Annotated in this window: 22 protein-coding genes; 8 read left to right on the top strand and 14 right to left on the bottom strand. The window is 62.1% G+C overall.

What is annotated here, in order from left to right; translation table 11 throughout:
• Window positions 1-278: 278 nt before the first annotated feature.
• Window positions 279-1,268: a taurine ABC transporter substrate-binding protein gene (gene tauA / locus AC1RR7_RS09820; protein WP_493157433.1), complete on the top strand. Its 990-nt coding sequence runs from the start codon at window positions 279-281 to the stop codon at window positions 1,266-1,268.
• Between the two features lie 39 nt (window positions 1,269-1,307).
• On the opposite strand, the gene argA is transcribed toward tauA, so the two are convergent.
• On the bottom strand, window positions 1,308-2,606 hold the full coding sequence (gene argA / locus AC1RR7_RS09815; protein WP_102619648.1) for an amino-acid N-acetyltransferase: 1,299 nt from the start codon (window positions 2,604-2,606) through the stop codon (window positions 1,308-1,310).
• Between the two features lie 135 nt (window positions 2,607-2,741).
• Complete coding sequence (gene argE, locus AC1RR7_RS09810; RefSeq protein WP_493157254.1) at window positions 2,742-3,890, bottom strand: acetylornithine deacetylase; 1,149 nt, start codon at window positions 3,888-3,890, stop codon at window positions 2,742-2,744.
• 156 nt (window positions 3,891-4,046) lie between these two features.
• Here argE and AC1RR7_RS09805 point away from each other — a divergent pair, with 156 nt between their 5' ends.
• On the top strand, window positions 4,047-5,417 hold the full coding sequence (locus tag AC1RR7_RS09805) for a CYTH domain-containing protein (RefSeq protein ID WP_493157252.1): 1,371 nt from the start codon (window positions 4,047-4,049) through the stop codon (window positions 5,415-5,417).
• 39 nt (window positions 5,418-5,456) lie between these two features.
• Here the strand turns inward: AC1RR7_RS09805 and AC1RR7_RS09800 are convergent, their stop codons facing one another.
• Window positions 5,457-5,927, bottom strand: a complete 471-nt coding sequence (locus tag AC1RR7_RS09800) for an Lrp/AsnC family transcriptional regulator (protein ID WP_007951785.1) — start codon at window positions 5,925-5,927, stop codon at window positions 5,457-5,459.
• Between the two features lie 126 nt (window positions 5,928-6,053).
• On the opposite strand from AC1RR7_RS09800, the gene AC1RR7_RS09795 reads away from it, so the two are divergent.
• Both AC1RR7_RS09795 and tfpB read left to right on the top strand, forming a co-directional pair.
• Window positions 6,054-6,392: an ACT-like domain-containing protein gene (locus AC1RR7_RS09795; RefSeq protein ID WP_493157250.1), complete on the top strand. Its 339-nt coding sequence runs from the start codon at window positions 6,054-6,056 to the stop codon at window positions 6,390-6,392.
• Between the two features lie 90 nt (window positions 6,393-6,482).
• The gene (tfpB, locus tag AC1RR7_RS09790; RefSeq protein WP_493157248.1) at window positions 6,483-8,267 is read left to right on the top strand and encodes a type IV pilus assembly ATPase TfpB; all 1,785 of its coding nucleotides are present in this window, start codon (window positions 6,483-6,485) and stop codon (window positions 8,265-8,267) included.
• Window positions 8,268-8,272: 5 nt separating this feature from the next.
• On the opposite strand, the gene AC1RR7_RS09785 is transcribed toward tfpB, so the two are convergent.
• Complete coding sequence (locus AC1RR7_RS09785) at window positions 8,273-9,238, bottom strand: hypothetical protein (RefSeq protein WP_493157246.1); 966 nt, start codon at window positions 9,236-9,238, stop codon at window positions 8,273-8,275.
• Between the two features lie 138 nt (window positions 9,239-9,376).
• Between AC1RR7_RS09785 and AC1RR7_RS09780 the strand changes: the two genes are divergently transcribed.
• Window positions 9,377-9,697, top strand: a complete 321-nt coding sequence (locus tag AC1RR7_RS09780) for a DUF2388 domain-containing protein (RefSeq protein WP_169843014.1) — start codon at window positions 9,377-9,379, stop codon at window positions 9,695-9,697.
• A 54-nt stretch (window positions 9,698-9,751) separates the two neighbouring features.
• Here the strand turns inward: AC1RR7_RS09780 and gcvP are convergent, their stop codons facing one another.
• Window positions 9,752-12,625 (bottom strand): aminomethyl-transferring glycine dehydrogenase, encoded by a 2,874-nt coding sequence (gcvP, locus tag AC1RR7_RS09775; RefSeq protein ID WP_493157244.1) that lies wholly within the window; start codon window positions 12,623-12,625, stop codon window positions 9,752-9,754.
• Window positions 12,626-12,782: 157 nt separating this feature from the next.
• Between gcvP and AC1RR7_RS09770 the strand changes: the two genes are divergently transcribed.
• A complete protein-coding gene (locus AC1RR7_RS09770; RefSeq protein ID WP_493157242.1) occupies window positions 12,783-13,925 on the top strand; it encodes a DegT/DnrJ/EryC1/StrS family aminotransferase in 1,143 nt (380 codons plus the stop codon).
• A 70-nt stretch (window positions 13,926-13,995) separates the two neighbouring features.
• Here AC1RR7_RS09770 and gcvH read toward each other — a convergent pair whose 3' ends face one another.
• The 9 genes from gcvH to AC1RR7_RS09725 all read right to left on the bottom strand — a co-directional run bounded on the left by gcvH (window position 13,996) and on the right by AC1RR7_RS09725 (window position 23,302).
• Window positions 13,996-14,379, bottom strand: coding sequence for a glycine cleavage system protein GcvH (gene gcvH / locus AC1RR7_RS09765; RefSeq protein ID WP_493157240.1), 384 nt, complete (start codon window positions 14,377-14,379; stop codon window positions 13,996-13,998).
• A gap of 48 nt (window positions 14,380-14,427) precedes the next feature.
• A complete protein-coding gene (gene gcvT, locus AC1RR7_RS09760) occupies window positions 14,428-15,510 on the bottom strand; it encodes a glycine cleavage system aminomethyltransferase GcvT (protein WP_096817431.1) in 1,083 nt (360 codons plus the stop codon).
• Window positions 15,511-15,666: 156 nt separating this feature from the next.
• Window positions 15,667-17,283 (bottom strand): ABC transporter permease, encoded by a 1,617-nt coding sequence (locus tag AC1RR7_RS09755; RefSeq protein WP_493065655.1) that lies wholly within the window; start codon window positions 17,281-17,283, stop codon window positions 15,667-15,669.
• Window positions 17,284-17,378: 95 nt separating this feature from the next.
• Entirely contained in the window at window positions 17,379-18,383 is a 1,005-nt protein-coding gene (locus AC1RR7_RS09750; RefSeq protein ID WP_096817428.1) for an extracellular solute-binding protein, read from the bottom strand.
• A gap of 107 nt (window positions 18,384-18,490) precedes the next feature.
• Complete coding sequence (locus tag AC1RR7_RS09745) at window positions 18,491-19,708, bottom strand: 2-octaprenyl-3-methyl-6-methoxy-1,4-benzoquinol hydroxylase (RefSeq protein WP_493157431.1); 1,218 nt, start codon at window positions 19,706-19,708, stop codon at window positions 18,491-18,493.
• A gap of 9 nt (window positions 19,709-19,717) precedes the next feature.
• Window positions 19,718-20,203 carry a DUF4442 domain-containing protein gene (locus AC1RR7_RS09740; protein WP_102619639.1) on the bottom strand — a complete coding sequence of 162 codons (486 nt, stop codon included), beginning with the start codon at window positions 20,201-20,203 and terminating at the stop codon, window positions 19,718-19,720.
• Window positions 20,196-21,383: a 2-octaprenyl-6-methoxyphenyl hydroxylase gene (gene ubiH / locus AC1RR7_RS09735; protein ID WP_007951808.1), complete on the bottom strand. Its 1,188-nt coding sequence runs from the start codon at window positions 21,381-21,383 to the stop codon at window positions 20,196-20,198. Before ubiH ends, AC1RR7_RS09740 begins: the two co-directional genes overlap by 8 nt.
• On the bottom strand, window positions 21,380-22,714 hold the full coding sequence (gene pepP, locus AC1RR7_RS09730) for a Xaa-Pro aminopeptidase (RefSeq protein WP_192559255.1): 1,335 nt from the start codon (window positions 22,712-22,714) through the stop codon (window positions 21,380-21,382). Before pepP ends, ubiH begins: the two co-directional genes overlap by 4 nt.
• Before the next feature lie 27 nt (window positions 22,715-22,741).
• Window positions 22,742-23,302, bottom strand: a complete 561-nt coding sequence (locus AC1RR7_RS09725; RefSeq protein ID WP_096817420.1) for a YecA/YgfB family protein — start codon at window positions 23,300-23,302, stop codon at window positions 22,742-22,744.
• 125 nt (window positions 23,303-23,427) lie between these two features.
• On the opposite strand from AC1RR7_RS09725, the gene AC1RR7_RS09720 reads away from it, so the two are divergent.
• Both AC1RR7_RS09720 and AC1RR7_RS09715 read left to right on the top strand, forming a co-directional pair.
• Window positions 23,428-23,637, top strand: coding sequence for a TIGR02449 family protein (locus AC1RR7_RS09720; protein ID WP_096817418.1), 210 nt, complete (start codon window positions 23,428-23,430; stop codon window positions 23,635-23,637).
• Entirely contained in the window at window positions 23,634-23,951 is a 318-nt protein-coding gene (locus AC1RR7_RS09715) for a cell division protein ZapA (RefSeq protein ID WP_096817416.1), read from the top strand. Before AC1RR7_RS09720 ends, AC1RR7_RS09715 begins: the two co-directional genes overlap by 4 nt.
• Window positions 23,952-23,974: the final 23 nt, after the last annotated feature.

Here is a 23,974-nt window from a genome sequence, read left to right as displayed (position 1 = left end):
GTGACTGACAAGTCAATCGTAACCTTGTGTGTCTACGACCAAGGTCTAATCGCAGTTATTTGGTCCTTGCAGGGTAAAGATTTCCTGATAAACCCAAAAAGAATTTATTCATTCTTTTTCATACCATTCGGGTATATGGCTCTGTAATGGCCATCTGCACCGGGATACAGCGTATCGGCGACTAAGCTCATTCCTAAATGGTATTTATTAGCCTTTTTTTAGATCGTTTAGCTTTGGCGAAACCCCGATTCGTCAAACCCTATCGAAAAGGCGACGCCATCATGGCCAAACGCGCACTATCTAGTCAATTTGTTACAGTTTTTGTATCGGCATTGATTTCTTTCTCAGCCCACGCCGCCAACCTCACTGTCGGCTACCAGACCGGCATCGATCCAAGCAAAGTCCCTCAGGCCGATGGCGTTTACGAGAAGACCATCGGCGAGAAAATCGACTGGCGCCGTTTCAACAGTGGCCCGGAAGTTGTGACAGCCATCGCCTCCGGTGACGTACAGATCGGCAACCTCGGTTCCAGCCCGCTGGCTGCCGCCGCTTCGCGCAACCTGCCGATTGTCGCGTTCATCGTCTCGGCACAGATCAATGCCGCCGAAGCCCTGGTCGTTCGCAACGGCAGCGGTATCAACAAGCCCGAGGATCTGATCGGCAAGACCATCGCCACCCCGTTCGTCTCCACCTCCCACTACAGCCTGCTCGGTGCGCTCAAGCACTGGGGCCTGGACACCTCGAAAGTCAAAGTGGTGAACCTGCAACCTGCGGAAATCGCGGCGGCCTGGAAACGCGGTGACATCGACGGTGCCTTTGTCTGGTCACCGGCGCTGGGCGAGATCCGCAAGACCGGCAAGACCCTGACCGATGCCGCGCAGGTCGGCCAGTGGGGCGCGCCGACCTTCGAAGTCTGGGTAACGCGCAAGGACTTTGCCGAGAAGCACCCGGAAGTCGTGGCCAAATTCGCCAAGGTGACTCTGGACTCGTTCGCCGACTATGCCGCCCATAAAGACAGCTGGACGGCCGACTCGGTACCGGTGCAGAAAATCGCCAAACTGACCGGTGCCAACGCCGCCGATGTCCCGGAATTGCTCGCAGGTTCGGCGTTCCCCGATGCCAAGGCGCAACAGACCACTGCGCTGCTGGACGGCGGCACGGCGAAGGCGATTGGCGAAACGGCGAAATTCCTGAAGGAACAGGGCAAGGTCGAAAGCGTACTGCCCGACTACTCGCCGTATGTCAGTGCGAAGTTTGTCGCTGAGTAAAGGAGATGCCCCCACGAGTCGCGTGGGGGCAATTGCAGATCACAGGGCTTTTTCGAAGATCTTCGAGTTGCGCTGATAGTTATAGAGAGAAGCCCGCGCCGCCGGCAGGCGCTCGACGCTGCTCGGCTCGAAGCCGCGCTCGCGGAACCAGTGGGCGGTGCGGGTGGTGAGAACGAACAGAGTCTTCAGGCCCTGTGCCCGGGCACGAGTCTCGATGCGTTCGAGCAATTCGTCGCCGCGACCGCCATGGCGGTACTCCGGGTTCACCGCCAGGCACGCCAGTTCACCGGCATCCGAATCGGCAATCTGATACAGCGCCGCACAGGCGATGATCATCCCTTCACGCTCGACCACGCTGAACTGCTCGATCTCACGCTCCAGCACTTCGCGCGAACGGCGCACCAGAATCCCCTGCTCTTCCAGCGGACTGATCAGGTCGAGCAAGCCGCCGACGTCTTCAATCGCCGCCTCGCGCACCCGCTCGAATTGCTCCTGGGCCACCAGCGTACCGCCACCGTCACGGGTGAACAGTTCGGTCAGCAGCGCGCCGTCCTCGGCATAACTGACGATATGGCTACGCGCTACGCCGCCACGGCAGGCTTCGGCGGCGGCATCCAGCAGTTCCGCCTGATAGTTGCTGCCCAGACGCTGCAAATGCGCCGGCACCTGTTGTGGACGCAGTTCGCGTACCAGTTTGCCGTTTTCGTCGATCAGACCGAGGTCGGCGCCGAACAGCAGCAGTTTGTCGGCGCCCAGATCGATGGCGGCGCGGGTGGCGACGTCTTCACAGGCCAGGTTGAAGATTTCACCGGTCGGCGAGTAACCCAGCGGCGACAGCAGCACGATGGAGCGCTCATCGAGCAGACGATTGATGCCCTTGCGGTCGACCCGGCGCACTTCGCCGGTGTGGTGATAATCGACACCTTCCAGCACGCCGATCGGCCGTGCGGTCACCAGATTGCCGCTGGCCACTCGCAGGCGCGAGCCCTGCATCGGCGACGAGGCCATGTCCATCGACAGCCGTGCTTCGATGGCGATGCGCAACTGGCCGACCGCGTCGATCACACACTCCAGCGTCGCGGCATCGGTGATGCGCATCCCGTGGTGGTAATGCGGGGTCAGGCCGCGAGCAGCGAGACGGGTTTCAATCTGTGGACGGGAGCCGTGGACCAGCACCAGCCGCACGCCGAGACTGTGCAGCAGCACGATGTCATGGACGATGTTGCCGAAATTCGGATGCTCCACGCCGTCGCCGGGCAGCATGACGACGAAGGTGCAGTCGCGGTGGGCATTGATATAAGGGGACGCGTGACGAAGCCAATTGACGTATTCGGGCATGAACCTGGGCCTGTAATAAATAGCAGCCGGAAAAAGGGCGAAACGGAAAACGCACAGCGGGCTGATGGTTATCGTCGGAACAGGCTTGGCGACACGCGCGCTCTCCTCATGAATACGGGTTGGCCGGACGGCAATTTATACAGCTTTGAGACAGTAATGTTCGATCAACTGCCGCAATAGATGCACGGTAGGCTGCAAACGTGACATTTCAAGGTACTCGTCCGGCTGGTGGGCGCAGGCGATGTCGCCGGGGCCGAGCACGATGGTTTCGCAGCCAAGGCGCTGAAGATAAGGCGCTTCGGTGCCGAACGCTACCGCTTCGGCCGTGTGGCCGGTGAGTTTTTCGGCAATTCGCACCAGTTCGGCGTCCTCGGACTGCTCGAACGGCGGTACTTCGGGGAACAGCGGTGCGTAATCGATCTTCACCTGATGGCGTTCGGCGACCGGGTTGAGCTTGCGCAGGATCTCGGCCCGCAGGACCTTCGGGTCCATTCCCGGCAACGGCCGCAGATCAAACTCCAGCGAACACTGACCGCAGATGCGGTTGGGGTTGTCGCCACCATGGATGCAACCGAAGTTCATGGTCGGCTGCGGGACGCTGAACTGCGGGTTGTTGAATTCGCGTTGCCACAGCAGGCGCAGGCCACGCAGTTCGCCGATGGCGTCGTGCATCGCTTCGAGGGCGCTGTGCCCCAGGCGTGGATCCGACGAATGGCCACTCTGCCCGAGGATGTCGATGCGCTCCATCATGATGCCCTTGTGCATGCGGATCGGCTTGAGCCCGGTCGGCTCACCGATCACCGCTGCCCGGCCCAGTGGCCGCCCCGCTTCGGCCAGCGCCCGGGCGCCGGACATCGAGCTTTCTTCATCGCAGGTGGCGAGGATCAGCAGCGGTTGCCTGAACGGCTGGTCGAGCAGCGGTTGCACGGCTTCGATGATCAGGGCGAAGAAGCCCTTCATGTCGCAACTGCCGAGGCCGACCCAGCGGCCGTCGACTTCGGTGAGTTTCAGCGGATCGGTTTTCCACAACGCATCGTCGTAGGGCACCGTGTCGCTGTGCCCGGCCAGCACCAGCCCGCCGGGGCCGCTGCCGAAACTGGCGAGCAGGTTGAATTTGCCGGGGCTGACCTGCTGGATATCGCAGCTGAAGCCCAGATCACCGAGCCAACCCGCGAGCAAGTCAATCACTGCCCGGTTGGACTGATCGAGGCTCGGCTGGGTGCAACTGACCGACGGCACGGCGATCAGTGCAGCGAACTGGTCTTGCATGGACGGCAAAGGCATCGCTGACTCCAACTCCCGGATTGAAGTCCATCATAGAACCATCCGGCGCCGAGAATAAACCGCCGCAAGGCGTAGGAAGTTTGAGTCCTGTACACTGCACGGCCTTGGCAGCCACACATTCCCCCGGCTGCGCTCCCGATCCTGGATTTTCCGGCCATGCAGAAAGAAACCGAAATCAAACTCCGCGTCAGCCGCGAAACTCTCGCCGCCCTGCGCGAGCACCCTCTCCTGAAAAAACGCAACAAAAGTGGCTGGGAACGCCGTGAGTTGATGAACCAGTACTTCGACACGCCCGAGCGTGACCTGGCCCGGGCCAAGGTTGCCCTGCGCCTGCGCAAGGACGGCGAAGAAGTGATTCAGACCCTCAAGACCCGTGGCCAGAGTGTTGCCGGTCTGTCCGAGCGTAACGAGTACGACTGGAACCTGCCCAAAGCCAAGCTCGACGTGAAGAAACTCGACGGCGAATGCTGGCCCGAGTCCCTCGCCGAGCTGGACAAGAAAACCCTGAAGCCGATCTTCACCACCGATTTCGTCCGCGAGCGCGCCGAAATCGCCTGGGGCCGTGGCAAGACCAAAGTGGTCATCGAAGCCGCGCTGGACCTGGGCCACGTGGTAGTCGGCAAACAGAAAGAAGAAATCTGCGAGCTGGAACTGGAACTGCGCGAAGGCGAGCCTGCCGCGTTGCTGGAACTGGCCGCCGAACTGGCCGAAACCCTGGCCCTGATGCCGTGCGACATCAGCAAGGCCGAGCGCGGCTATCGCCTGTACGACGCCAACAGCTATTCGCTGAGCCTGCCGGCGCCGGCCATCACCGCTGAAACCCCGCTGGACGATGCCTTCGCCGCCCTGAGCTGGCACTTGCTCGGCAGCAGCCAGCGTCTGGCCGAACAGTATCGTTTCAACGGCCACTGGCGCCTGCTGCAGGACTGGGTCGAGAACCTCGCGGAAATGCGCGCCCTGCTCAGCAGCCTCGGCCAGGCCGCACCGCGTCAGTCGACCCACGACCTGCGCGTTGCACTGGACGCCTTGCTGGAAGACTGGCGTCCACTGGTACAGGTCGGTATTGAAGACGAAGACGTGCGCAAAGCCGCGCCGGAGCAGTTCCTCGAAGAACTGGAAGACCCGCGCTGGGGCCTGTTCTCGCTGAACACGTCGCGCTGGTTGCTGGCCCGCACCTGGGCGGCCGACCGCAACACCCGTGGCAATCGCCAGGGCGCTGCGCAATTGGGCAGCTGGTTGCCGCGCCTGCTGGGCGAAGAAGCCACTTCGCTGCAATTGCAGCGTTATCAGCAGCAGCCGGAAGATCTGGCCGAGCAACTGCCGCGCATCGAGCGCATCCAGGTCTGGCTGCACCACGCGCGCAGCGTGCTGGAGATCCCGGAAATGGATCGTCTGTACGGCGAGCTGAACAAACTGGCGCAACTGGCCAACGAGCCGACCATCACGGATGAACTGCTCGATGCGCGCAAGCATCAGGCGATTGCGGTTTACCAGAACCGCGCCTGGAAAATGCTGCTGCGCATGTAATCCCCGGATGATGATCGTTCCCACGCGTGGGAACGATCATCATCGCAATACCGGCAGGCTTGTCGTCGACTTGATCTCCGACAGCGCCACGATCGAGTTCACCTCCTGAATCCCCGGCACCAGCGACAGCTTCTCGAAGAAGAATCGCTCATACGCCTCGATGTCCGCCGCGACAATCCGCAACAGAAAGTCCACCGCCCCCATCAGCACGTAACACTCCAGCACCTCGGGAAAGCCGCGAATCGCCTCGGTGAATTCGGTGAAGTTCGAACGGCCGTGGGCGTTGAGTTTGATTTCGGCGAAGATCTGCGTGTTCAGGCCGATTTTCTTGCGATCGAGCAAGGTCACCTGACCACGAATGATCCCCTCCTCCTTCATCCGCTGAATCCGCCGCCAGCACGGCGACTGCGACAGGCCCACCTGTTCGGCGATCTGTGCGCTGGACAAGGAAGCGTCCTCTTGCAGCAGGGCGAGAATGCGCCGGTCGTAGCTGTCCAGCTCACTGTGCATAAATAATCCTCAAAATCAGCCAACAGCGAATCGATCTGCCTTATCAATCGCCTGATCAGCTCATCTTAGACAAGAAATGCCCAGCATCGGATGTAAAAATTCCTCCACTGATTCCGGAGACCTGCCATGCCACACCTCGAAGCCGTCAACACCCCAGCGCCCCGTGCCGATGTGTGGAACGTCAACAACGCCCATTGCCTTGCGCAGTACCAGATACTGGCCGAGGCCGAGCCGGATTTGCTGGTGCGAGTGCTGAACCTGTTCGCCTTGCAGTTCCTCACCCCGGAGCAGGTCAGCGTCCAGCGTCTGGACGATCTGCTGTCCATCGACATCATCATGGGTGGCCTGAGCTGGCATCGCGCCCAGGTGATCGCGGAAAAACTTCGTAACCTGATCAACGTCTGCTCGGTGAACCTGCAAAACCCCGACGCGGCGTGGGATGCGCCCACTCAGGCGGCAGGCTGACAAAAGCGGAAACGCCTTTGTCGGGTAGTGGCCCAACGGTCTACGGGGCCACGACTATCCTTTGCGAACTGTCGTTCAAAAGGAGCCCGCATGTCCGTTCAACTCGCCACTCAGGACCGCTGGCTGGATCTCAATGATGTATTGCGTGAACTGGTCGCCCAGGGCTTCATCAGCCAGGACTCCGCCGAGCACGCCCTGAATGCGCGCCGCCGGCATGCAACCCACGGGCAGGTGCACCCGCTGGAATTCATCGCCGGCCAGCAACTGGACGACCTCAGCCGGCCGGGCAAACACCTGGACCTGGAAAGCCTGACCCTGTGGCTGGCGCAGCAGGCCGGCCAACCGTATTTGCGGATCGATCCGCTGAAGATCAACGTCGCCGCCATCACCCCGCTGATGTCCTACGCCTTCGCCCAGCGCCACAGGATCCTTGCAGTGTCGGTCGACCGCGATGCCGTGACCGTCGCCAGCGCCCAGCCCTACGTCAATGGCTGGGAAGCCGACCTGACCCACGTGCTGAAACTGCCGATCAGACGGGTCGTCGCCAACCCGGTGGACATCCAGCGCTTCAGCGTCGAGTTCTTTCGTCTCGCCAAATCGGTCAGCGGCGCCAGCAACGCCGACCAGCCGGGCAGCAACCTCGGCAATTTCGAACAACTGCTCAACCTCGGCGCCAGCGATCAGGAGCCGGACGCCAACGACGCGCACATCGTCAACATCGTCGACTGGCTGTTCCAGTACGCCTTCCAGCAACGGGCCAGCGATATCCACATCGAACCACGCCGCGAGCAAGGCACGGTGCGCTTTCGTATCGACGGCGTACTGCACAACGTCTATCAATTTCCGCCGCAGGTGACGATGGCGATTGTCAGTCGCCTGAAAAGCCTTGGCCGAATGAACGTCGCCGAGAAGCGCAAACCCCAGGACGGCCGGGTCAAGACCAAGACCCCGGACGGCGGCGAGGTCGAGTTGCGCCTGTCGACGCTGCCCACCGCGTTCGGCGAAAAAATGGTGATGCGGATCTTCGACCCGGAAGTACTGCTCAAGGATTTCGATCAGCTCGGGTTTTCCGCCGACGACCTGCGCCGCTGGCAGGACATGACCCGCCAGCCCAACGGCATCATTCTGGTGACCGGGCCGACCGGTTCGGGCAAGACCACCACGCTCTATACCACCCTGAAAAAACTGGCGACCCCGGAAATCAACCTTTGCACCATCGAAGACCCGATCGAGATGGTCGAGCCGGCCTTCAACCAGATGCAGGTGCAGCACAACATCGACCTGACCTTTGCCGCCGGCGTACGGGCACTGATGCGGCAGGACCCGGACATCATCATGATCGGCGAGATCCGCGACCTGGAGACCGCCGAAATGGCGATCCAGGCTGCATTGACCGGGCACCTGGTGCTATCAACCCTGCACACCAACGATGCACCGAGCGCCATCAGCCGCCTGCTGGAACTCGGCGTGCCGCATTACCTGATCAAGGCCACGGTGCTCGGGGTCATGGCCCAGCGCCTGGTTCGTACGTTATGCCCGCACTGCAAGGCGCCATTGCCCATTGGCGAGGAAGACTGGCAAACCCTGACCCGGCCGTGGCAGGCGCCGCTGCCGGGCAACGCACAACGGGCCATCGGTTGCCTCGAGTGCCGCGACACCGGTTATCACGGTCGTGCCGGGGTCTACGAAATCATGCAACTGACCGACAGCATCAAGGCGTTGATCAGCCCGGATACCGATCTGACGGCGCTCCGGCGCCAGGCCTTCAAGGAGGGCATGCGCAGCCTGCGGCTGTCCGGCGCGCAGAAAGTCGCGGCGGGGCTGACGACTATCGAGGAGGTGTTGCGGGTCACTCCGCAAAGCGAACAGAAATAGCCCGGTTACCGGTCAAACCCCTCAACCTCGGTGCTGGGTTTGATCCATAGCTCGGAGCCGTCCAGCCTGTGCTGCTCAATCGACTGGCCGGGACCCAGCTTCTTGCCGGAGTGCAGGTTTCGTCCGGTGTAGTATTCGTCCGCACTGAATATCAATGTGGATGGCGCGTTCTGTTGCACACTCATTCCTTGAGGGTACGTCCACTCGCCAAGGGTCAGCGGGCTCTTCAGGTTCCCCTCCCAACGCACGAGCGTGCGCTGCGGATCCAGGCGGACGCTCACGTTCGCCAGTTCAATGCCGTCGATGAAAACCGTGGATGTCGAACGAAAATGGGTAACAGCGTAGCCGGTGTCCAGCTTGTAGAGCTGGCTGGAGTCCGGCCAGTTCAGCCCGGCGATTTTCGTACCAGCCACCAACTGACAATCGCTGAACTGCCAATGCTCCGGCTGAAACCGGGTATGCTCGCCGAAGCCCAGATGAACCCAACTCCCTCCGCGACAGGGCCAGCCCTCCACCTCTTGATCCCCGACGAGCTTCAAATTTACTGCCAACGGGAGAATCATCTGCAGGGTAGAAACTCGCATTCCCTTGATGGTATGCGGTACAGCAAACTCGGCACCCCGCAGGTTGGCCAGTCCATAGACCTGAGGCTGGCCGCTCCCGTCCAGCGGTTCGGCTGATCTCAGGTGCAACCGGGTGCCGGCAGGAAAATTCAGACCCTGAACTTGAACGGCATCCTCCAGTTTCGGATTAAGGAGCTTGTTTTCCCGATAACTGACCGCCACCTGAAACAAGGTAAACCCAACCACGCTGACACAGACCAGCATCAGGACAGCAAATTTGCGCGGATGGCGCAGCAGCGCCCTGCGCCATGGCGGAACACAGAGCATGATCAAAAGGCCAGGAAGGCCGATGAACGCGCCCATCAGCACCGTCCACATCACCCCGTAAATCAGCGCGATAACACCCACGATTGCATCCCTGCGAAAAAATCAGGGGGCATGGTCTCAAACAAGTGACCGCGCCTCTAGCGCTACTTGAGCCGCCATGGAACTCGACAGGGTAAATGGCGATCCAAGGTCTCAGTTCAACCCCCTGTGGAGTCACCCATCATGCGTCTCAAACTTGCTGTCGCCACCCTCGCCCTGCTGTCCCTTCCCGTTGGTTCAGCGATGGCCGACAGCTTTTGGCGTAACGTCATTTCGTCCGGCGCCACCACTGGCTCGACGTACCTGACCTTCAAGGATCACAAGCTGATCGTCGCCGCCCAGGATGACGCCGGCAGTTTCGTTGCCAGCGATGGCGGCATCCGTGGCCCGTACCTGGAAGCCGCGATGCAGAAAGTCCGCGCCGACAACCCGGGCCTGCAAGCGACGGACATGGAACTGGCGAACGCGATCCTGGCGAAGAACGCCGTAGCATCGGAATAAACCTTTCGCCCAAAAAAATGCCGCTCACATGAGCGGCATTTTTTTGCCCGCCAATCAGCGGTAATCATCCACCGGCACACACGCGCAGAACAGGTTGCGGTCGCCATAGACGTTGTCCACCCGGTTCACCGCCGGCCAGTATTTGTGCGCCTTGGTATGCGCATCCGGCGTGATGCCCTGCTCAATAGTGTAAGGCCGCTCCCAGACGCCGGTGACATCGGCCAGCGTATGCGGCGCACGCTTGAGCGGATTGTCCTCGGCCGGCCAGTTGCCGTTTTGCACTTCGGTGATTTCCGCGCGGATGCTCAACATGGCGCCGATGAAGCGGTCCAGTTCGGCCTTGGACTCACTCTCGGTCGGCTCGACCATCAAGGTGCCCGGCACCGGGAACGACATGGTCGGCGCATGGAAGCCGTAATCCATCAGGCGTTTGGCGATGTCTTCCTCACTGATGCCGGTCTGCGCTTTAAGCGGCCGCAGATCCAGAATGCACTCGTGGGCCACCCGATCATTGCGCCCGGTGTAGAGCACGGGAAAGGCGCCGGACAGATGCTGCGCCAGGTAATTCGCCGCGAGGATCGCCACTTCGCTGGCGTCCGCCAGTTGCGGCCCCATCATGGCGATGTACATCCAGCTGATCGGCAAAATGCTCGCACTGCCCCAGGGCGCTGCGCTCACCGCGCCGTTCTGCGGTTGCGGCCCGTCGATCGGCACCACCGGGTGATTGGCGACGAACGGCGCCAGATGCGCGCGAATGCCGATTGGCCCCATGCCCGGCCCGCCTCCGCCGTGGGGAATGCAGAAGGTCTTGTGCAGGTTCATGTGTGAAACGTCGGCGCCGATGTCCGCCGGCCGCGCGAGCCCGACCTGGGCATTGAGGTTGGCACCGTCCATGTACACCTGACCGCCGTGCTTGTGGATAACTTCGCAGATTTCGCTGATGCCCTCCTCGTACACGCCGTGGGTCGACGGATACGTCGCCATCAGGCACGACAACTTGTCTCCCGCCTCGGATGCCTTGGATTTCAGGTCATCCAGATCAACGTTGCCCGCCTCGTCGCACTCGACGATCACCACCCGCATCCCGGCCATCTGCGCCGAGGCCGGGTTGGTGCCGTGGGCCGAGGACGGAATCAGGCAGATGTCGCGCCCGCCCTGCTGGCGACTTTCGTGGTATTTGCGGATCGCCAGCAACCCGGCGTATTCGCCCTGGGCACCGGAGTTGGGCTGCATGCAGATCGCATCGAACCCGGTGATCGCGCACAACCAGCGCTCCAGCTCTTCGATCATCAACGTGTATCCAACGGCCTGCTCTCGGGGCACGAACGGGTGCAGGTTGGCGAACTGCGGCCAGGTGATCGGGATCATTTCACTGGTGGCGTTGAGTTTCATGGTGCAGGAGCCGAGCGGAATCATCGACTGGTTGAGCGCCAGATCCTTGTTCTCCAACTGCTTGAGGTAGCGCAACATCTCGGTTTCGCTGTGATGGGCGTTGAACACCGGGTGGCGCAGGTACGGCGAGTTGCGTTGCAGGTTGTCAGGAATCCCGGATACCAACGCTTCGGCATCGAGTTCCTCGACGTTCAGCCCATGATCGACGCCCAACAGTACATCGAACAGTTTGCCGACGGTGCTCTCGTCACAGGTTTCATCGAGGCTCAGGCCCAAATGGCCGCGACCGAGAATCCGCAGGTTGATCTGCGCGGCCTGAGCGCTTTCGATGATCGCGGTCTGCGCGCCGCCGACGTCCAGGGTGAGTGTGTCGAAAAAGTGCTCGTTGATGCGCTTGATGCCATGCCGCTCAAGGCCGGCGGCGAGGATGCAGGTCAGCCGGTGCACGCGCTGGGCGATCCGCTTCAGCCCTTGCGGCCCATGATAGACCGCGTAAAAACTGGCGATGTTGGCCAGCAACACCTGGGCGGTGCAGATGTTCGAATTGGCCTTCTCCCGGCGAATATGCTGCTCGCGAGTTTGCAGGGCCATGCGCAGCGCCACGTTCCCGCGAGCGTCCTTCGACACGCCGATGATCCGCCCGGGAATCGCCCGTTTGTACTCTTCGCGACTGGCGAAAAACGCCGCGTGCGGCCCACCGTAACCCATCGGCACACCGAAACGCTGGGACGAGCCGAACACCACATCGGCGCCCAGTTCACCCGGCGGTGTCAGCAACAACAGACTCAGCAGGTCAGCCGCTACACAGGCCAGCGCCTGTTGCGCATGCAGGTGATCGATCAACGGACGCAGGTCGCGGACCTCGCCGTGAGTGTCGGGGTATTGCAGCAGCGCGCCGAACACCTGGTGCTGCTTCAAGTTATCCACCGTGTCGACGATCAGCTCGAAGCCGAAGCCTTCGGCGCGGGTCTGCACCACGGAAATGGTTTGCGGATGACAGTTTTCGTCGACGAAAAACAGATTGCTCTTCGACTTCGCCACGCGTTTGGCCAGCGCCATGGCCTCGGCGGCCGCAGTGGCTTCATCGAGCAACGAGGCGTTGGCCAGCTCCAGGCCAGTCAGGTCGATGGTCAGTTGTTGGAAGTTGAGTAACGCTTCGAGCCGGCCCTGGGCAATCTCCGGTTGATAGGGCGTATAGGCGGTGTACCAGCCGGGATTTTCCAGCACGTTGCGCAGAATGACCGTCGGCGTGAGGGTGCCGTGGTACCCCATGCCGATCAGGCTGGTCCAGACCTGGTTCTGTTCGGCGTACCCGCGCAGTTTCGCCAGGGCTGCTTGCTCGTCCAGCGCGGGCGGCAGGTCCAGTTCGCGGTTGAGGCGGATGGCGGGCGGGACAGTCTGCTCGATCAGTTCGATCCGGCTGCCGAGGCCCAGGCTGTCGAGCATCGCCTGCTGCTCGGCGGCATCGGGGCCGAGGTGACGGCGCAGGAAGGCATGGGGGTCGCGTAACTGGCTCAGGGATGGCAACTGGGACATGACGGGCTCTCTCTTGGCTGGCGGCTCGGCGTCAATGCAACACGGTCAAACCAGCATAGCAGTCGATACCGTCGCGGACGGCTTGGCGGCGGGTGGCCGAACGGGGCATGCTGTGGCACCTGTAACACGCGCCCAACCCTCGGATGATCGAATCCTCATGAGCCAACAGCCGTTTCTGCCGTTTTCCAAACCTGTCATCGATGAAGCCACCATTGCCGCCGTCGGCGATGTCCTGCGTTCCGGCTGGATCACCAGCGGTCCGAAGGTCCAGGCCTTCGAGGCGCAACTGTCGGAATATTTCGGCGGGCGCCCGGTACGCACGTTCAACTCCGGCACCTGCACCATGGAAATCGCCCTGCGCATCGCCGGCATCGGCCCGGGGGACGAAGTGATCACCACGCCGATTTCCTGGGTGGCCACGGCCAACGTGATTCTTGAGGTGGGGGCCACACCGGTGTTCGCCGACATCGACCCGGTCACCCGCAACATCGACCTGGATCGACTGGAAGCGGCCATCACCCCGCGCACCAAGGCGATCATCCCGGTCTATCTCGCCGGGTTGCCGGTGGACATGGAGCGCCTGTACGCCATCGCCAAAAAACACAACCTGCGCATCGTCGAAGACGCCGCGCAGGCACTCGGTTCGAGCTGGAACGGCCAGCGCATCGGTGCCACCGGTGATTTCGTGTCGTTCAGCTTCCAGGCCAACAAGAACGTGACCTGCTCCGAAGGCGGATGCCTGGTGCTGAATACGCCGGAAGAAGTGCGTCTGGCGGAGAAATATCGCCTGCAAGGCGTCACCCGCACCGGGTTCGACGGTCTGGATGTCGATGTGCTGGGTGGCAAGTTCAACATGACCGATGTGGCGGCCGTCATCGGCCTCGGCCAGTTCGCTCACATCGAAGCGCTGACCGCCCATCGTCAGGAACTGGCTCGCCACTACTTCAAATGCTTTGGCGACGACTTCGAAGCCACGTATGGCGCGCAACTGCCACCTGCCGACTTCACCAACAGCAACTGGCACCTGTTCCAGCTGGTGTTGCCGGAGCGCAAGGACGGCTTGCCGGCGCGGGCCACGTTCATGGAGCAGATGCAGGCGCTGGGCGTCGGCATCGGCTATCACTACCCGCCGATCCACCTGCTGAGCCTGTACCGCGAGCGCGGTTTCAAGGAGGGGATGTTGCCGGTGGCCGAGCGCGTCGGGCGGCTGATTGTGTCCTTGCCTATGTTCACCACCATGACCAAGGCAGATGTCGAGCGCTCGGTGGCGGCGGTCAAAGCGGTGTTGGGCAACGCCTGAGCCGCGCGATTGAAAGCTGCGGCCACAAAAAAGCCCCGACGGATCGGGGCTTTGCGGTGTTGCGTGAAGCTTATTCGCCGATGGCAGCCTTGTAGGCGGCAGCGTCGAGTAGCTTTTCCAGGTCCGCAGCGTTATCTGGCTTGAGTTTGAAGATCCACGCGCCGTAAGGGTCGGAGTTCAGCAGTTCCGGCGAGGCGCTCAGTTCTTCGTTGACAGCGATCACTTCACCGGCAATCGGCGAATAAATGTCGGAAGCGGCTTTCACCGACTCCACCACACCGGCCTGATCTTCAGCTGCAAACTTGTTACCCACTTCCGTCAGCTCGACGAACACCACATCACCCAGCGCTTCCTGCGCGTGATCGCTGATGCCCACGGTGACGGTGCCATCGGCTTCCAGGCGCGCCCATTCATGACTTTCGGCAAAACGCAGTTCGGCTGGGATGTTGCTCATGCTCGGTGTCCTCAAGAAATTGTCAGCGGTCGTGCCCGCCGGAAAAGGTTAGATCAAGGTTTTGCCGTGACGGACGAAGGTCGGTTTGACCACTCGTACCGGATACCACTTGCCACGGATTTCCACTTCGGCGCGGTCGGCAGTCGCCATCGGTACACGCGCCAGGGCAATCGACTTGCTAAGCGTAGGAGAGAAACTACCACTGGTGATCTCTCCTTCGCCAACATCAGCGATACGAACCACCTGATGCGCACGCAAAACCCCGCGTTCCTCGAGCACCAGACCCACCAGTTTGTGCTGCACGCCGGCGGTTTTTTCCGCTTCCAGCGCATCGCGACCGATGAACCGACGCGTGGCCGGTTCCCAGGCGATGCTCCAGGCCATGTTCGAAGCCAGTGGCGAAACGTCTTGATGGATGTCTTGGCCGTAGAGGTTCATCCCGGCTTCCACCCGCAAGGTGTCGCGGGCACCGAGGCCGATGGGAGAAATGCCAGCGCCCACCAGATCGTTGAAAAATCCGGGGGCCTGATCGGCCGGCAGGGCGATTTCCAGACCGTCCTCACCGGTGTAGCCGGTCCGCGCAATGAACCAGTCGCCGTCGACGTGGCCTTCGAAAGGCTTGAGCATCTGGATCAGATTGGCACGGGACTGGGTCACCAGCTCGGCAATCTTGTGCCGGGCATGGGGGCCTTGAATGGCGAGCATCGCCAGATCCGTACGCTCGTGCAGTTGCACGTCGTAGCCGGTGAGATGAGCCTGCATCCACGCCAGGTCCTGATCGCGGGTCGAGGCGTTGACCACCAGTCGGTAACCGTCCTCGAGACGGTAGACGATCATGTCGTCGACGATACCGCCGCGCTCGTTGAGCATGGTGCTGTACAACGCACGGCCGGGGCTGTGCAGGCGTTCGACGTCATTGGCCAACAAATGCTGGAGCCAGGCCTTGGCCTGGTGGCCGGCGACATCGATCACGGTCATGTGGGATACATCGAACACCCCGCAATCGCGACGCACCTCGTGGTGCTCCTCGACCTGCGAGCCGTAATGCAGTGGCATGTCCCAACCGCCAAAATCGACCATCTTCGCGCCGAGGGCGAGATGCAGGTCATACAGAGGCGTACGCTGTCCCATGGGTTTCTCCTTCCGGGCGTGGCGAAGGTGCGGAGCGCTGCTGCACGGTTTGAAAGCCCTGTAGAAGAAGGCTTTCAGCCGATTTCAGCGACAGGGTCTGTCAGACGGACCGCACCGAATGCCGCGCATTGTAGCCGCATGATTCAGGACTGACGACTAAGTGTTTCTGTGCGCCGAACGTCGGATCAGGCCGATCACCGGCAACAACCCGACAAGCACCAGCGTCAGCGCCGGCAAAGATGCCCTCGCCCATTCGCCTTCGCTGGTCATTTCGAAGATCCGCACGGCCAGCGTGTCCCAGCCAAACGGGCGCATCAGCAGGGTCGCGGGCATTTCCTTGAGTACATCGACGAACACCAGCAGCGCGGCGCTGAGCGTGCCGGGCAGCAGCAACGGCAGATACACTTTGAAAAACAGTCGCGGCCCACTGACACCCAGGCTACGTGCCGCTTCAGGCAAAGAGGGCCGTATACGCGCCAGACTGCTTTCCAGCGGCCCGTAGGCCACCGCCACGAACCGCACCAGATAAGCCATCAACAACGCCGCCAGACTGCCCAGCAGCAGCGGTTTGCCCGCACCGCCGAGCGAGCCGGAGAGTGGAATCACCAGCTCACGATCCAGATAACTGAATGCCAGCATGATCGACACCGCCAGCACCGAGCCCGGCAAGGCGTAGCCGAGATTGGCCAGACTGACGCCGGAACGGATCGCCTGGGTCGGTGCCAGACGTCGGGCGAACGCCAGCAACATCGCCACGCTGACCGTGATCAACGCCGCCATGCCACCCAGATACAGGGTGTGCAGAATCAGCCCGGCGTAACGCTCATCCAGATCGAAACGCCCGCGCTGCCAGAACCACACCAGCAGTTGCAGCACCGGGATGACAAACGCACAGGCGAACACCAGACCGCACCAGCCGGTCGCCGCCCAGGCCTTGGGCCCGCGCAGGTGATATAGCGCTTTGACCCGTGGTCGTTCGTTGCTTGCCCGGTTCGCGCCACGGGCGCGCCGCTCGCCGTACAACACCAGCATCACCACCAGCAACAACAGGCTGGCCAGTTGCGCGGCGCTCGACAGGCTGAAGAAGCCATACCAGGTCTTGTAGATCGCGGTAGTGAAGGTGTCGAAGTTGAACACCGAGACCGCGCCGAAATCCGCCAGGGTTTCCATCAGTGCCAGCGCCACGCCAGCGCCGATGGCCGGCCGCGCCATCGGCAACGCTACACGCCAGAATGCTTGCCACGGCGACTGGCCGAGCACTCGCGCGGCTTCCATCAATCCCTTGCCCTGCGCTAGGAACGCGGTGCGCGCCAGCAAGTAAACATAGGGATAGAACACCAGCACCAACACCAGAATCACCCCGCCGGTGGAGCGCACTCGCGGCAGACGCAGGCCGGTTCCGAACCATTCGCGTAACAGGCTTTGCACGGGACCTGCGAAGTCCAGCAGGCCGACGAACACGAACGCCAGCACATAGGCCGGGATCGCAAAGGGCAGCATCAACGCCCAGTCGAGCCAGCGCCGACCGGGGAATTCGCAGAGGCTGGTGAGCCACGCAAGGCTTACGCCCAGCAGGGTCACGCCGATGCCGACACCGAGCACCAGCGTCAGGGTGTTGCCCAACAGGCGTGGCATCTGGGTTTCCCACAGGTGCGACCAGATCTGTTGATCGATGGTTTGCCATGACAGCAGGAGCACGCTGAGGGGGAGCAGCACCAACGCGGCGATGGCGAAGACGATGGGGTACCAGCGACGTTGGGCGGGGTGGGCCAAGGAAAGACTCTCGTTAAATGAATGTGCCCACGCTCTGCGTGGGCACACATCCTGTGACGCTACGCGTCACGCTTGCGGCGATTCGACTCGCAACGTCAGTTCCAACCCGCCCGATCCATCATCCGGATCGCCTCGGCCTGACGCTTGCCCGCCACCTCAACCGGCAACGTATCGGCCACAAACTGCCCCCACGCCGCCACTTCTTCCGAAGGTTTCACCGCCGGATTCGCCGGGAACTCCTGGTTCACGTCGGCAAAGATCTTCTGCGCCTCAGGCGTGGTCATCCACTCGACCAGTGCCTTGGCCGCTTCCGGGTGCGGCGCATGTTTGGTCAGACCGATGCCCGACAGGTTGACGTGCACACCGCGATCCGCCTGGTTCGGCCAGAACAGTTTCACCGGCAGATCCGGTTTCTGCTTGTGCAGGCGACCGTAGTAGTAGGTGTTGACGATGCCGACGTCGCACTGGCCGGCGTTGATCGCTTCCAGCACCGCGACGTCGTCGGAGAACACGTCGGTGGACAGGTTGTTGACCCAGCCTTTGAGGATCTTCTCGGTTTTTTCGGCGCCGTGGACTTCGATCATGGTGGCGGTCAGCGACTGGTTGTAGACCTTCTTCGCCGTACGCAGGCACAGGCGGCCTTCCCAGTTCTTGTCCGCCAATGCTTCGTAGGTGGTCAGCTCGCCCGGTTTCACCCGTGCGGTGGAATAGGCGATGGTCCGCGCACGCAGGCTCAGACCTGTCCAGGCGTGGGTGGACGAGCGGTATTGCAGGGGAATGTTGGCGTCGATGGTTTTCGAGGTGAACGGCTGGAGAATGCCCATCTGCTCGGCCTGCCAGAGGTTGCCGGCATCGACGGTCAGCAGCAGGTCGGCGGTGGCGTTCTCGCCCTCAGCCTTGATCCGCTGCATCAGCGGCGCTTCCTTGTCGGTGATGAACTTGATCTTCACCCCGGTCTTGGCGGTGTAGGCATCGAACACCGGCTTGATCAGTTCATCGATACGCGACGAGTAGACCACCACCTCATCGGCGGCCTGGGCGGCGGTACTGCCAATCAGGGTCAGGGCCAGTGCGGTCAGAAGACGCTGGGGTGCCAACATGGGAGTGATCTCTCGGTCGGGAAAAGTGGCCCAAATGATAAGGACTCACATTTACCAGCTCAATCGATCACTTTCCCAAGGAGTTACCAGATGTTGCACGACATTCGTCAGGCCTTGGCGAGGGCCGGCAAGTCCCCGGTCAGTCCCAACGCTTCACGCACAAACAGTGCTTTGGCCTCGGGCATCTGCTCGACGATTTTCAGCCCGGTGTTGCGCAACCAGCGCAGCGGCAGCGGATCGGCCTGGAACAAGCGCTCGAAGCCTTCCATCGCGGCCATCAGCGCCAGGTTATGCGGCATGCGCCGGCGCTCGTAGCGGCTCAGCACTTTCACGTCCGCCAGGCGTTCGCCGCGCTCGTTCGCTTGCAACAACACTTCGGCCAGCACCGCAGCGTCGAGGAAACCGAGGTTCACGCCCTGCCCCGCCAGCGGGTGAATGGTGTGCGCGGCATCGCCGATCAACGCCAGGCCTTCGGCCACGTAGCGTTTGGCGTGACGCTGGCGCAGCGGCACACACAGACGCGGATCGGCGCTGATGACGTCGCCGAGGCAACCTTCGAAGGCGCGTTCCAGCTCACGGCAGAAATCTGCTTCATCCAGCGCCATCAACCGTTCGGCTTCGCTCGGCGTGGTCGACCAGACGATCGAGCACCAGTCCTGCCGACCATCACGCTCCAGCGGCAGAAACGCCAGCGGCCCGTGATCGGTGAAGCGCTGCCACGCGGTCATACGGTGCGGTTTGCTGCTGCGCACGCTGGTGACGATGGCGTGGTGCAGATAATCCCACTCGCGAGTGGCGACACCGGTCAGACGGCGCACGGCGGAGTTGGCGCCGTCCGCCGCGATCACCAGCGGCGCGCGCAGGGTGCGGCCATCGGCCAGGGTCAGCAGCCAGTCGTCACCGGAGCGGCGCATCTGCTCCAGCCGCGCATTGGGCAGCAAGCCCAGATCGCAATCATGCAGACGATCGAGCAAGGCATCCTGCACCACGCGGTTTTCGACAATGTGGCCGAGCACATCGGCGTGCACGCTGCTGGCCGAGAAGTGAATCTGCCCGGTGCCGCTGCCGTCCCAGACGTGCATGTCGGTGTAGGGGCTGCTGCGTCGGTTGACGATGCCGCCCCACACGCCGAGGCGATCGAGGATCCGCTGGCTGGCTGCCGACAACGCGCTGACTCGCGGCTCGAACGGCGCATCGCCATTGAAGGGTTTGACGCTCAGCGGGCTGCCGTCGAGCAGCAGGACTTCCAGCCCGCTGTTCTGCAACGCCAGCGCCAGGGCGCTGCCGACCATTCCGGCTCCGACAATCAGCAGATCTGCGCGCATTTCCATGCTTTAAGCCTGTCTCGCTTGCGGCTTGAGCCGCACGTAAAGGGTTTTACCGACCCGCGCCACCAGGTTGCCGGCGCCGTCATGAATGTCGACCTGCAACTGCGGCAGGTATTTCTCGCCACTGGCGGTCTGCCGACGGATCTCGTCGAGCAGGGTGTCGTCGATGTTGAACCGGGCGAACACCGGGCCTTTGCCCGGCGCAATGAAGTCAATGTCGGCAGCCTTGTCCCAGACGATGTACCGCGAGCCGAGGTTTTCCATGAGCATCAACATGAAGAACGGATCGACCATCGAATACAGACTGCCGCCGAACTGGGTGCCGACGTAATTGCGGTTGTACCAGCCCAGGCCCATCGAGACCTGGATGTCGCGAAAGTCATCGCTGATGTGCTTCACCCGGACACCGGCGCCGAAGTACGGCGGGTAGAACGTCATGATCCAGCGCATCAGCTGCGCCTTGCCAAACTGTTTGATCAGCCACTCACGCATCCGGCCGCGTCCCCAGCCCCATGGCCTGACGGGCAAACCAGCGCTTGGCCGGCGGCAGCAGATCGAGGCCGAGCAGGCCGATGTTGCGGCCCAGCGACACCAATGGCTGGGTGCTGCCGAACAGGCGCGTGACCTGATCGGAGAAACCGACGGTGAGGTCCTGATCGAGGCGCTGGCGCTCGCGATAGGCCTGCAACGTGGCGAAATCACCCAGCGGTTTGTCGCTGGCCAGCAGCGCGGCGGCCAACGCATCGGCATCGCGCAGGGACAGGTTGAAACCCTGCCCGGCAATCGGGTGCAGGCTGTGGGCGGCGTTGCCGAGGACGGCCAGATGCGAACGCACCTGCTCTTCGGCTTCCACCAGCGACAGCGGATACAGATGCCGCGCGCCGACCTGTTTCAGGGTGCCGAGGCGGTAGCCGAACACGCCTTGCAGCTCGCTGAGGAAATCCCGCTCGCTCAGGTCCGCCAGACGTTGCGCGTCCATGCCCAGACGGGTCCAGACCAGCGCGCAGCGGTTCTCCGGCAGCGGCAGCAGCGCCATCGGGCCTTCGTCGGTGAAGCGCTCGAAGGCCATGCCGTTGTGCGCTTCACTCGGGGTGATGTTGGCGATCAGCGCGCTCTGGTTGTACGGGCGTTTGCGCACGTTGATGCCCAGTTGCTCGCGCAGACCGGAACGACCGCCATCGGCGAGCACCGCCAGATCGCACTCGACCGTGGTTTCATCGTTGAGCGTCAGGCGATAGCCGTCGGGCAACGGTTCCATGCGGGTGACTTCTGCCGGACAACGCCAGCTGATCACCTCTTTATCGAGGTGCTGCCACAGGCACTGGCCGAGCCAGGCGTTTTCAACGACATAACCGAGCGCCGGGACGCCCTCTTCCATCGCCGACAGTCGGGCGGTGGAAAAACGACCACGGTCGGACACGTGAATCTGCTTGATCGGCTCGGCGCGGCGGGAGATTTCCTGCCACACGCCCAGCCGTTGATAGATCTGCCGCGAGCCGAAGGACAGCGCCGACGAACGGGCGTCGTAACTTGGCTGCCAGGTGTCGCCGGGGGCGAACGGTTCGATCAGCACGATCTTCCAGCCACGGGCCTTGGCCCCGGCTTGCAAGGCCAACGCCAGACTGGCGCCAACCAGACCACCACCGATGATTGCCAGATTGACCCGACTCATGCCGCGCAGGTCCGTGCTTGCGCCATCAGGGCTTCGATCTCGGCGACGGTTTTCGGCACGCCGTGGGTCAAAATTTCACAACCGCTCTTGGTCACTACCACGTCGTCCTCGATGCGCACGCCAATGCCGCGCCATTTCTTCGCTACGTTCTGATTGTCCGGGGCGATGTAGATGCCCGGCTCCACGGTCAGCGCCATGCCGACTTCCAGCACTCGCCATTCGCCGCCGACCTTGTATTCGCCGACGTCATGCACATCCATCCCGAGCCAGTGGCCGGCGCGGTGCATGTAAAACGCCTTGTAGGCCTCGGACGCGATCAACTCGTCAACTTCGCCCTGCAACAACCCCAGCTTCACCAGCCCGGTGGTGATGACCCGAACCGTGGCTTCGTGCGCCTGGTTCCAGTGCTTGTTCGGGGCGATTTCGGCGAACGCCGCTTCCTGCGAGGCCAATACCAATTCGTAGATCGCTTTCTGCTCGGCGGAAAACTTGCCGTTGACCGGCCAGGTGCGGGTGATGTCGCTGGCATAACAGTCGATTTCGCAACCAGCGTCGATCAGCACCAGGTCACCATCCTTGAGCAACGCGTCATTCTGCTGGTAATGCAGGATGCAGCTGTTGCGCCCGGCGGCGACGATCGAACCATAGGCCGGCATCTTCGCCCCGCCCTTGCGGAACTCGTAATCGAGTTCGGCTTCGAGGCTGTACTCGTACAGCCCGGCGCGGCTGGCCTGCATCGCCCGGATGTGGGCCTGGGCGGAAATCCGCGCCGCTTCGCGCATCACCTTCACTTCTGCCGCCGATTTATACAGGCGCATGTCGTGCAGCAGGTGATCCAGGGCAACGAATTCGTTCGGCGGCTGGGCGCCGAGGTGCGCCTTGGAGCGGATCACGTTGATCCAGTCCATCAGATGGCGGTCGAATTCCGGGTTGCTGCCCATGGCCGAATACACCCGATCGCGGCCCTCGATCAGGCCCGGCAGGATGTCGTCGATGTCAGTGATGGGGAAGGCATCGTCGGCGCCAAAATCGCGAATCGCGCCTTCCTGGCCGGCGCGCAGGCCATCCCAGAGTTCCCGTTCGGCATTGCGTTCACGGCAGAACAGCACGTATTCGCCATGTTCGCGACCAGGCATCAAGACGATGACCGCCTGTGGCTCGGGGAAACCGCTCAGGTACTGGAAGTCGCTGTCCTGACGGTAGACGTGCTCGACGTCACGGTTGCGAATGGCAACCGCAGCGGCGGGCAGGATGGCGATGCTGTTGGGTTCCATCTGCGCCATCAGCGCCTTGCGGCGACGGCTGTATTCCGCTTTCGGGATATGGATCATGGGCAGATGGCTTTCCCTGGCACGCGATCAGTGCAGCGACGGCTTGGCGGCTGGCGGCACGTCGGCTTTCTTGGTTTCGGAGAACAGCAGCAGCGGCGCTACGCGCAGGTACTCCATGACTTCCATGTAGTCGCTTTCGCCGTCTTCGGACTCTTCCAGGGCGTCTTGCACCTGGGAGATCGCCGCCAGATCCTGCAACACTTCGGTGGCCTCGGTGCTCAGCATGCTGCTGTCGCGGCAGTTCAGGCCGAACCCGGTGAGGAAGCCCTGGCACCATTCACCCAGCGCGGCAGCGCGCTCGGCCAGTGGCGCGTCATCGTTCGGCAGCAGCAGAACCACGGTGACGTCGTCGCCGGTGAGTTCGCTCTTGACCATTTCCTGCAGACCGATCAGCGCGGCACGAACGTTGTCCTGCGGCTCGCCTTCGAGCAGCTCGGCGGCATCGATCAGCCATTCGTCTGCATTGAAGCCGGCGCCGGCGCAACTGCGGCCCAGCAACAGGCCGTGCAGTTCGGCAGGCGAAACGGAGTGACCGCTGGAATTCAGCAGGGTGGCAAAGCCTTGGTACGGGGAATTCTGAATGGGCATGGGCAGCTAGGCGCCAGACGGCGCTATGTCTAGAATGAAGGCCTTGTATCCTACATCGACAGACTCGCCAAGACCATTAAAGGCTGTCCGCCAGCCAAACCCATCAGACCGAATCAGTGGACACAATGGAAGACACCGACCTGCAAGCGCTGATGGCCAGACTCGAACTGCTGATTACTCGGGTCGAGCAACTAAAGAGTCAAAACGCACTCTTACAAGCTCAGGAAAAGACCTGGCGCGAGGAACGCGCTCACCTCATTGAAAAAAACGAAATCGCCCGGCGTAAGGTCGAATCGATGATTTCGCGCCTCAAGGCCCTGGAGCAAGACTCATGAGTTCAAGCAATAGCGTTACCGTGCAGATCCTCGACAAAGAATATTCGATCATCTGTCCGCAGGAAGAACGCAGCAATCTGGTCAGTGCCGCGCGTTACCTGGACGGCAAGATGCGCGAGATCCGCAGCAGCGGCAAAGTCATCGGCGCCGACCGCATCGCCGTGATGGCCGCGCTGAACATCACCCACGATCTCTTGCACAAAGAAGAGCGCCCGGACATCCAGGCCAGCGGCTCGACCCGTGAACAGGTGCGAGACTTGCTCGATCGTGTCGATCTGGCGCTGGCCGACGATCCGGACATCAGCAAGGGCTGATTCGCCAGGCGGCTTGAGGTATA

This window comes from Pseudomonas sp. GW821-FHT11G12, assembly GCF_058808055.1.
This window is presented reverse-complemented; position numbering and strand designations above follow the sequence as displayed.

Coding starts and splice junctions, on each gene's coding strand:
- argA (WP_102619648.1), bottom strand. CDS start 2,606: ATGCCCGAATACGTCAATTGGCTTCGTCACGCGTCCCCTTATATCAAT.
- argE (WP_493157254.1), bottom strand. CDS start 3,890: ATGCCTTTGCCGTCCATGCAAGACCAGTTCGCTGCACTGATCGCCGTG.
- AC1RR7_RS09805 (WP_493157252.1), top strand. CDS start 4,047: ATGCAGAAAGAAACCGAAATCAAACTCCGCGTCAGCCGCGAAACTCTC.
- AC1RR7_RS09800 (WP_007951785.1), bottom strand. CDS start 5,927: ATGCACAGTGAGCTGGACAGCTACGACCGGCGCATTCTCGCCCTGCTG.
- AC1RR7_RS09795 (WP_493157250.1), top strand. CDS start 6,054: ATGCCACACCTCGAAGCCGTCAACACCCCAGCGCCCCGTGCCGATGTG.
- tfpB (WP_493157248.1), top strand. CDS start 6,483: ATGTCCGTTCAACTCGCCACTCAGGACCGCTGGCTGGATCTCAATGAT.
- gcvP (WP_493157244.1), bottom strand. CDS start 12,625: ATGTCCCAGTTGCCATCCCTGAGCCAGTTACGCGACCCCCATGCCTTC.
- AC1RR7_RS09770 (WP_493157242.1), top strand. CDS start 12,783: ATGAGCCAACAGCCGTTTCTGCCGTTTTCCAAACCTGTCATCGATGAA.
- gcvH (WP_493157240.1), bottom strand. CDS start 14,379: ATGAGCAACATCCCAGCCGAACTGCGTTTTGCCGAAAGTCATGAATGG.
- gcvT (WP_096817431.1), bottom strand. CDS start 15,510: ATGGGACAGCGTACGCCTCTGTATGACCTGCATCTCGCCCTCGGCGCG.
- AC1RR7_RS09750 (WP_096817428.1), bottom strand. CDS start 18,383: ATGTTGGCACCCCAGCGTCTTCTGACCGCACTGGCCCTGACCCTGATT.
- AC1RR7_RS09745 (WP_493157431.1), bottom strand. CDS start 19,708: ATGCGCGCAGATCTGCTGATTGTCGGAGCCGGAATGGTCGGCAGCGCC.
- AC1RR7_RS09740 (WP_102619639.1), bottom strand. CDS start 20,203: ATGCGTGAGTGGCTGATCAAACAGTTTGGCAAGGCGCAGCTGATGCGC.
- ubiH (WP_007951808.1), bottom strand. CDS start 21,383: ATGAGTCGGGTCAATCTGGCAATCATCGGTGGTGGTCTGGTTGGCGCC.
- pepP (WP_192559255.1), bottom strand. CDS start 22,714: ATGATCCATATCCCGAAAGCGGAATACAGCCGTCGCCGCAAGGCGCTG.
- AC1RR7_RS09725 (WP_096817420.1), bottom strand. CDS start 23,302: ATGCCCATTCAGAATTCCCCGTACCAAGGCTTTGCCACCCTGCTGAAT.
- AC1RR7_RS09720 (WP_096817418.1), top strand. CDS start 23,428: ATGGAAGACACCGACCTGCAAGCGCTGATGGCCAGACTCGAACTGCTG.
- AC1RR7_RS09715 (WP_096817416.1), top strand. CDS start 23,634: ATGAGTTCAAGCAATAGCGTTACCGTGCAGATCCTCGACAAAGAATAT.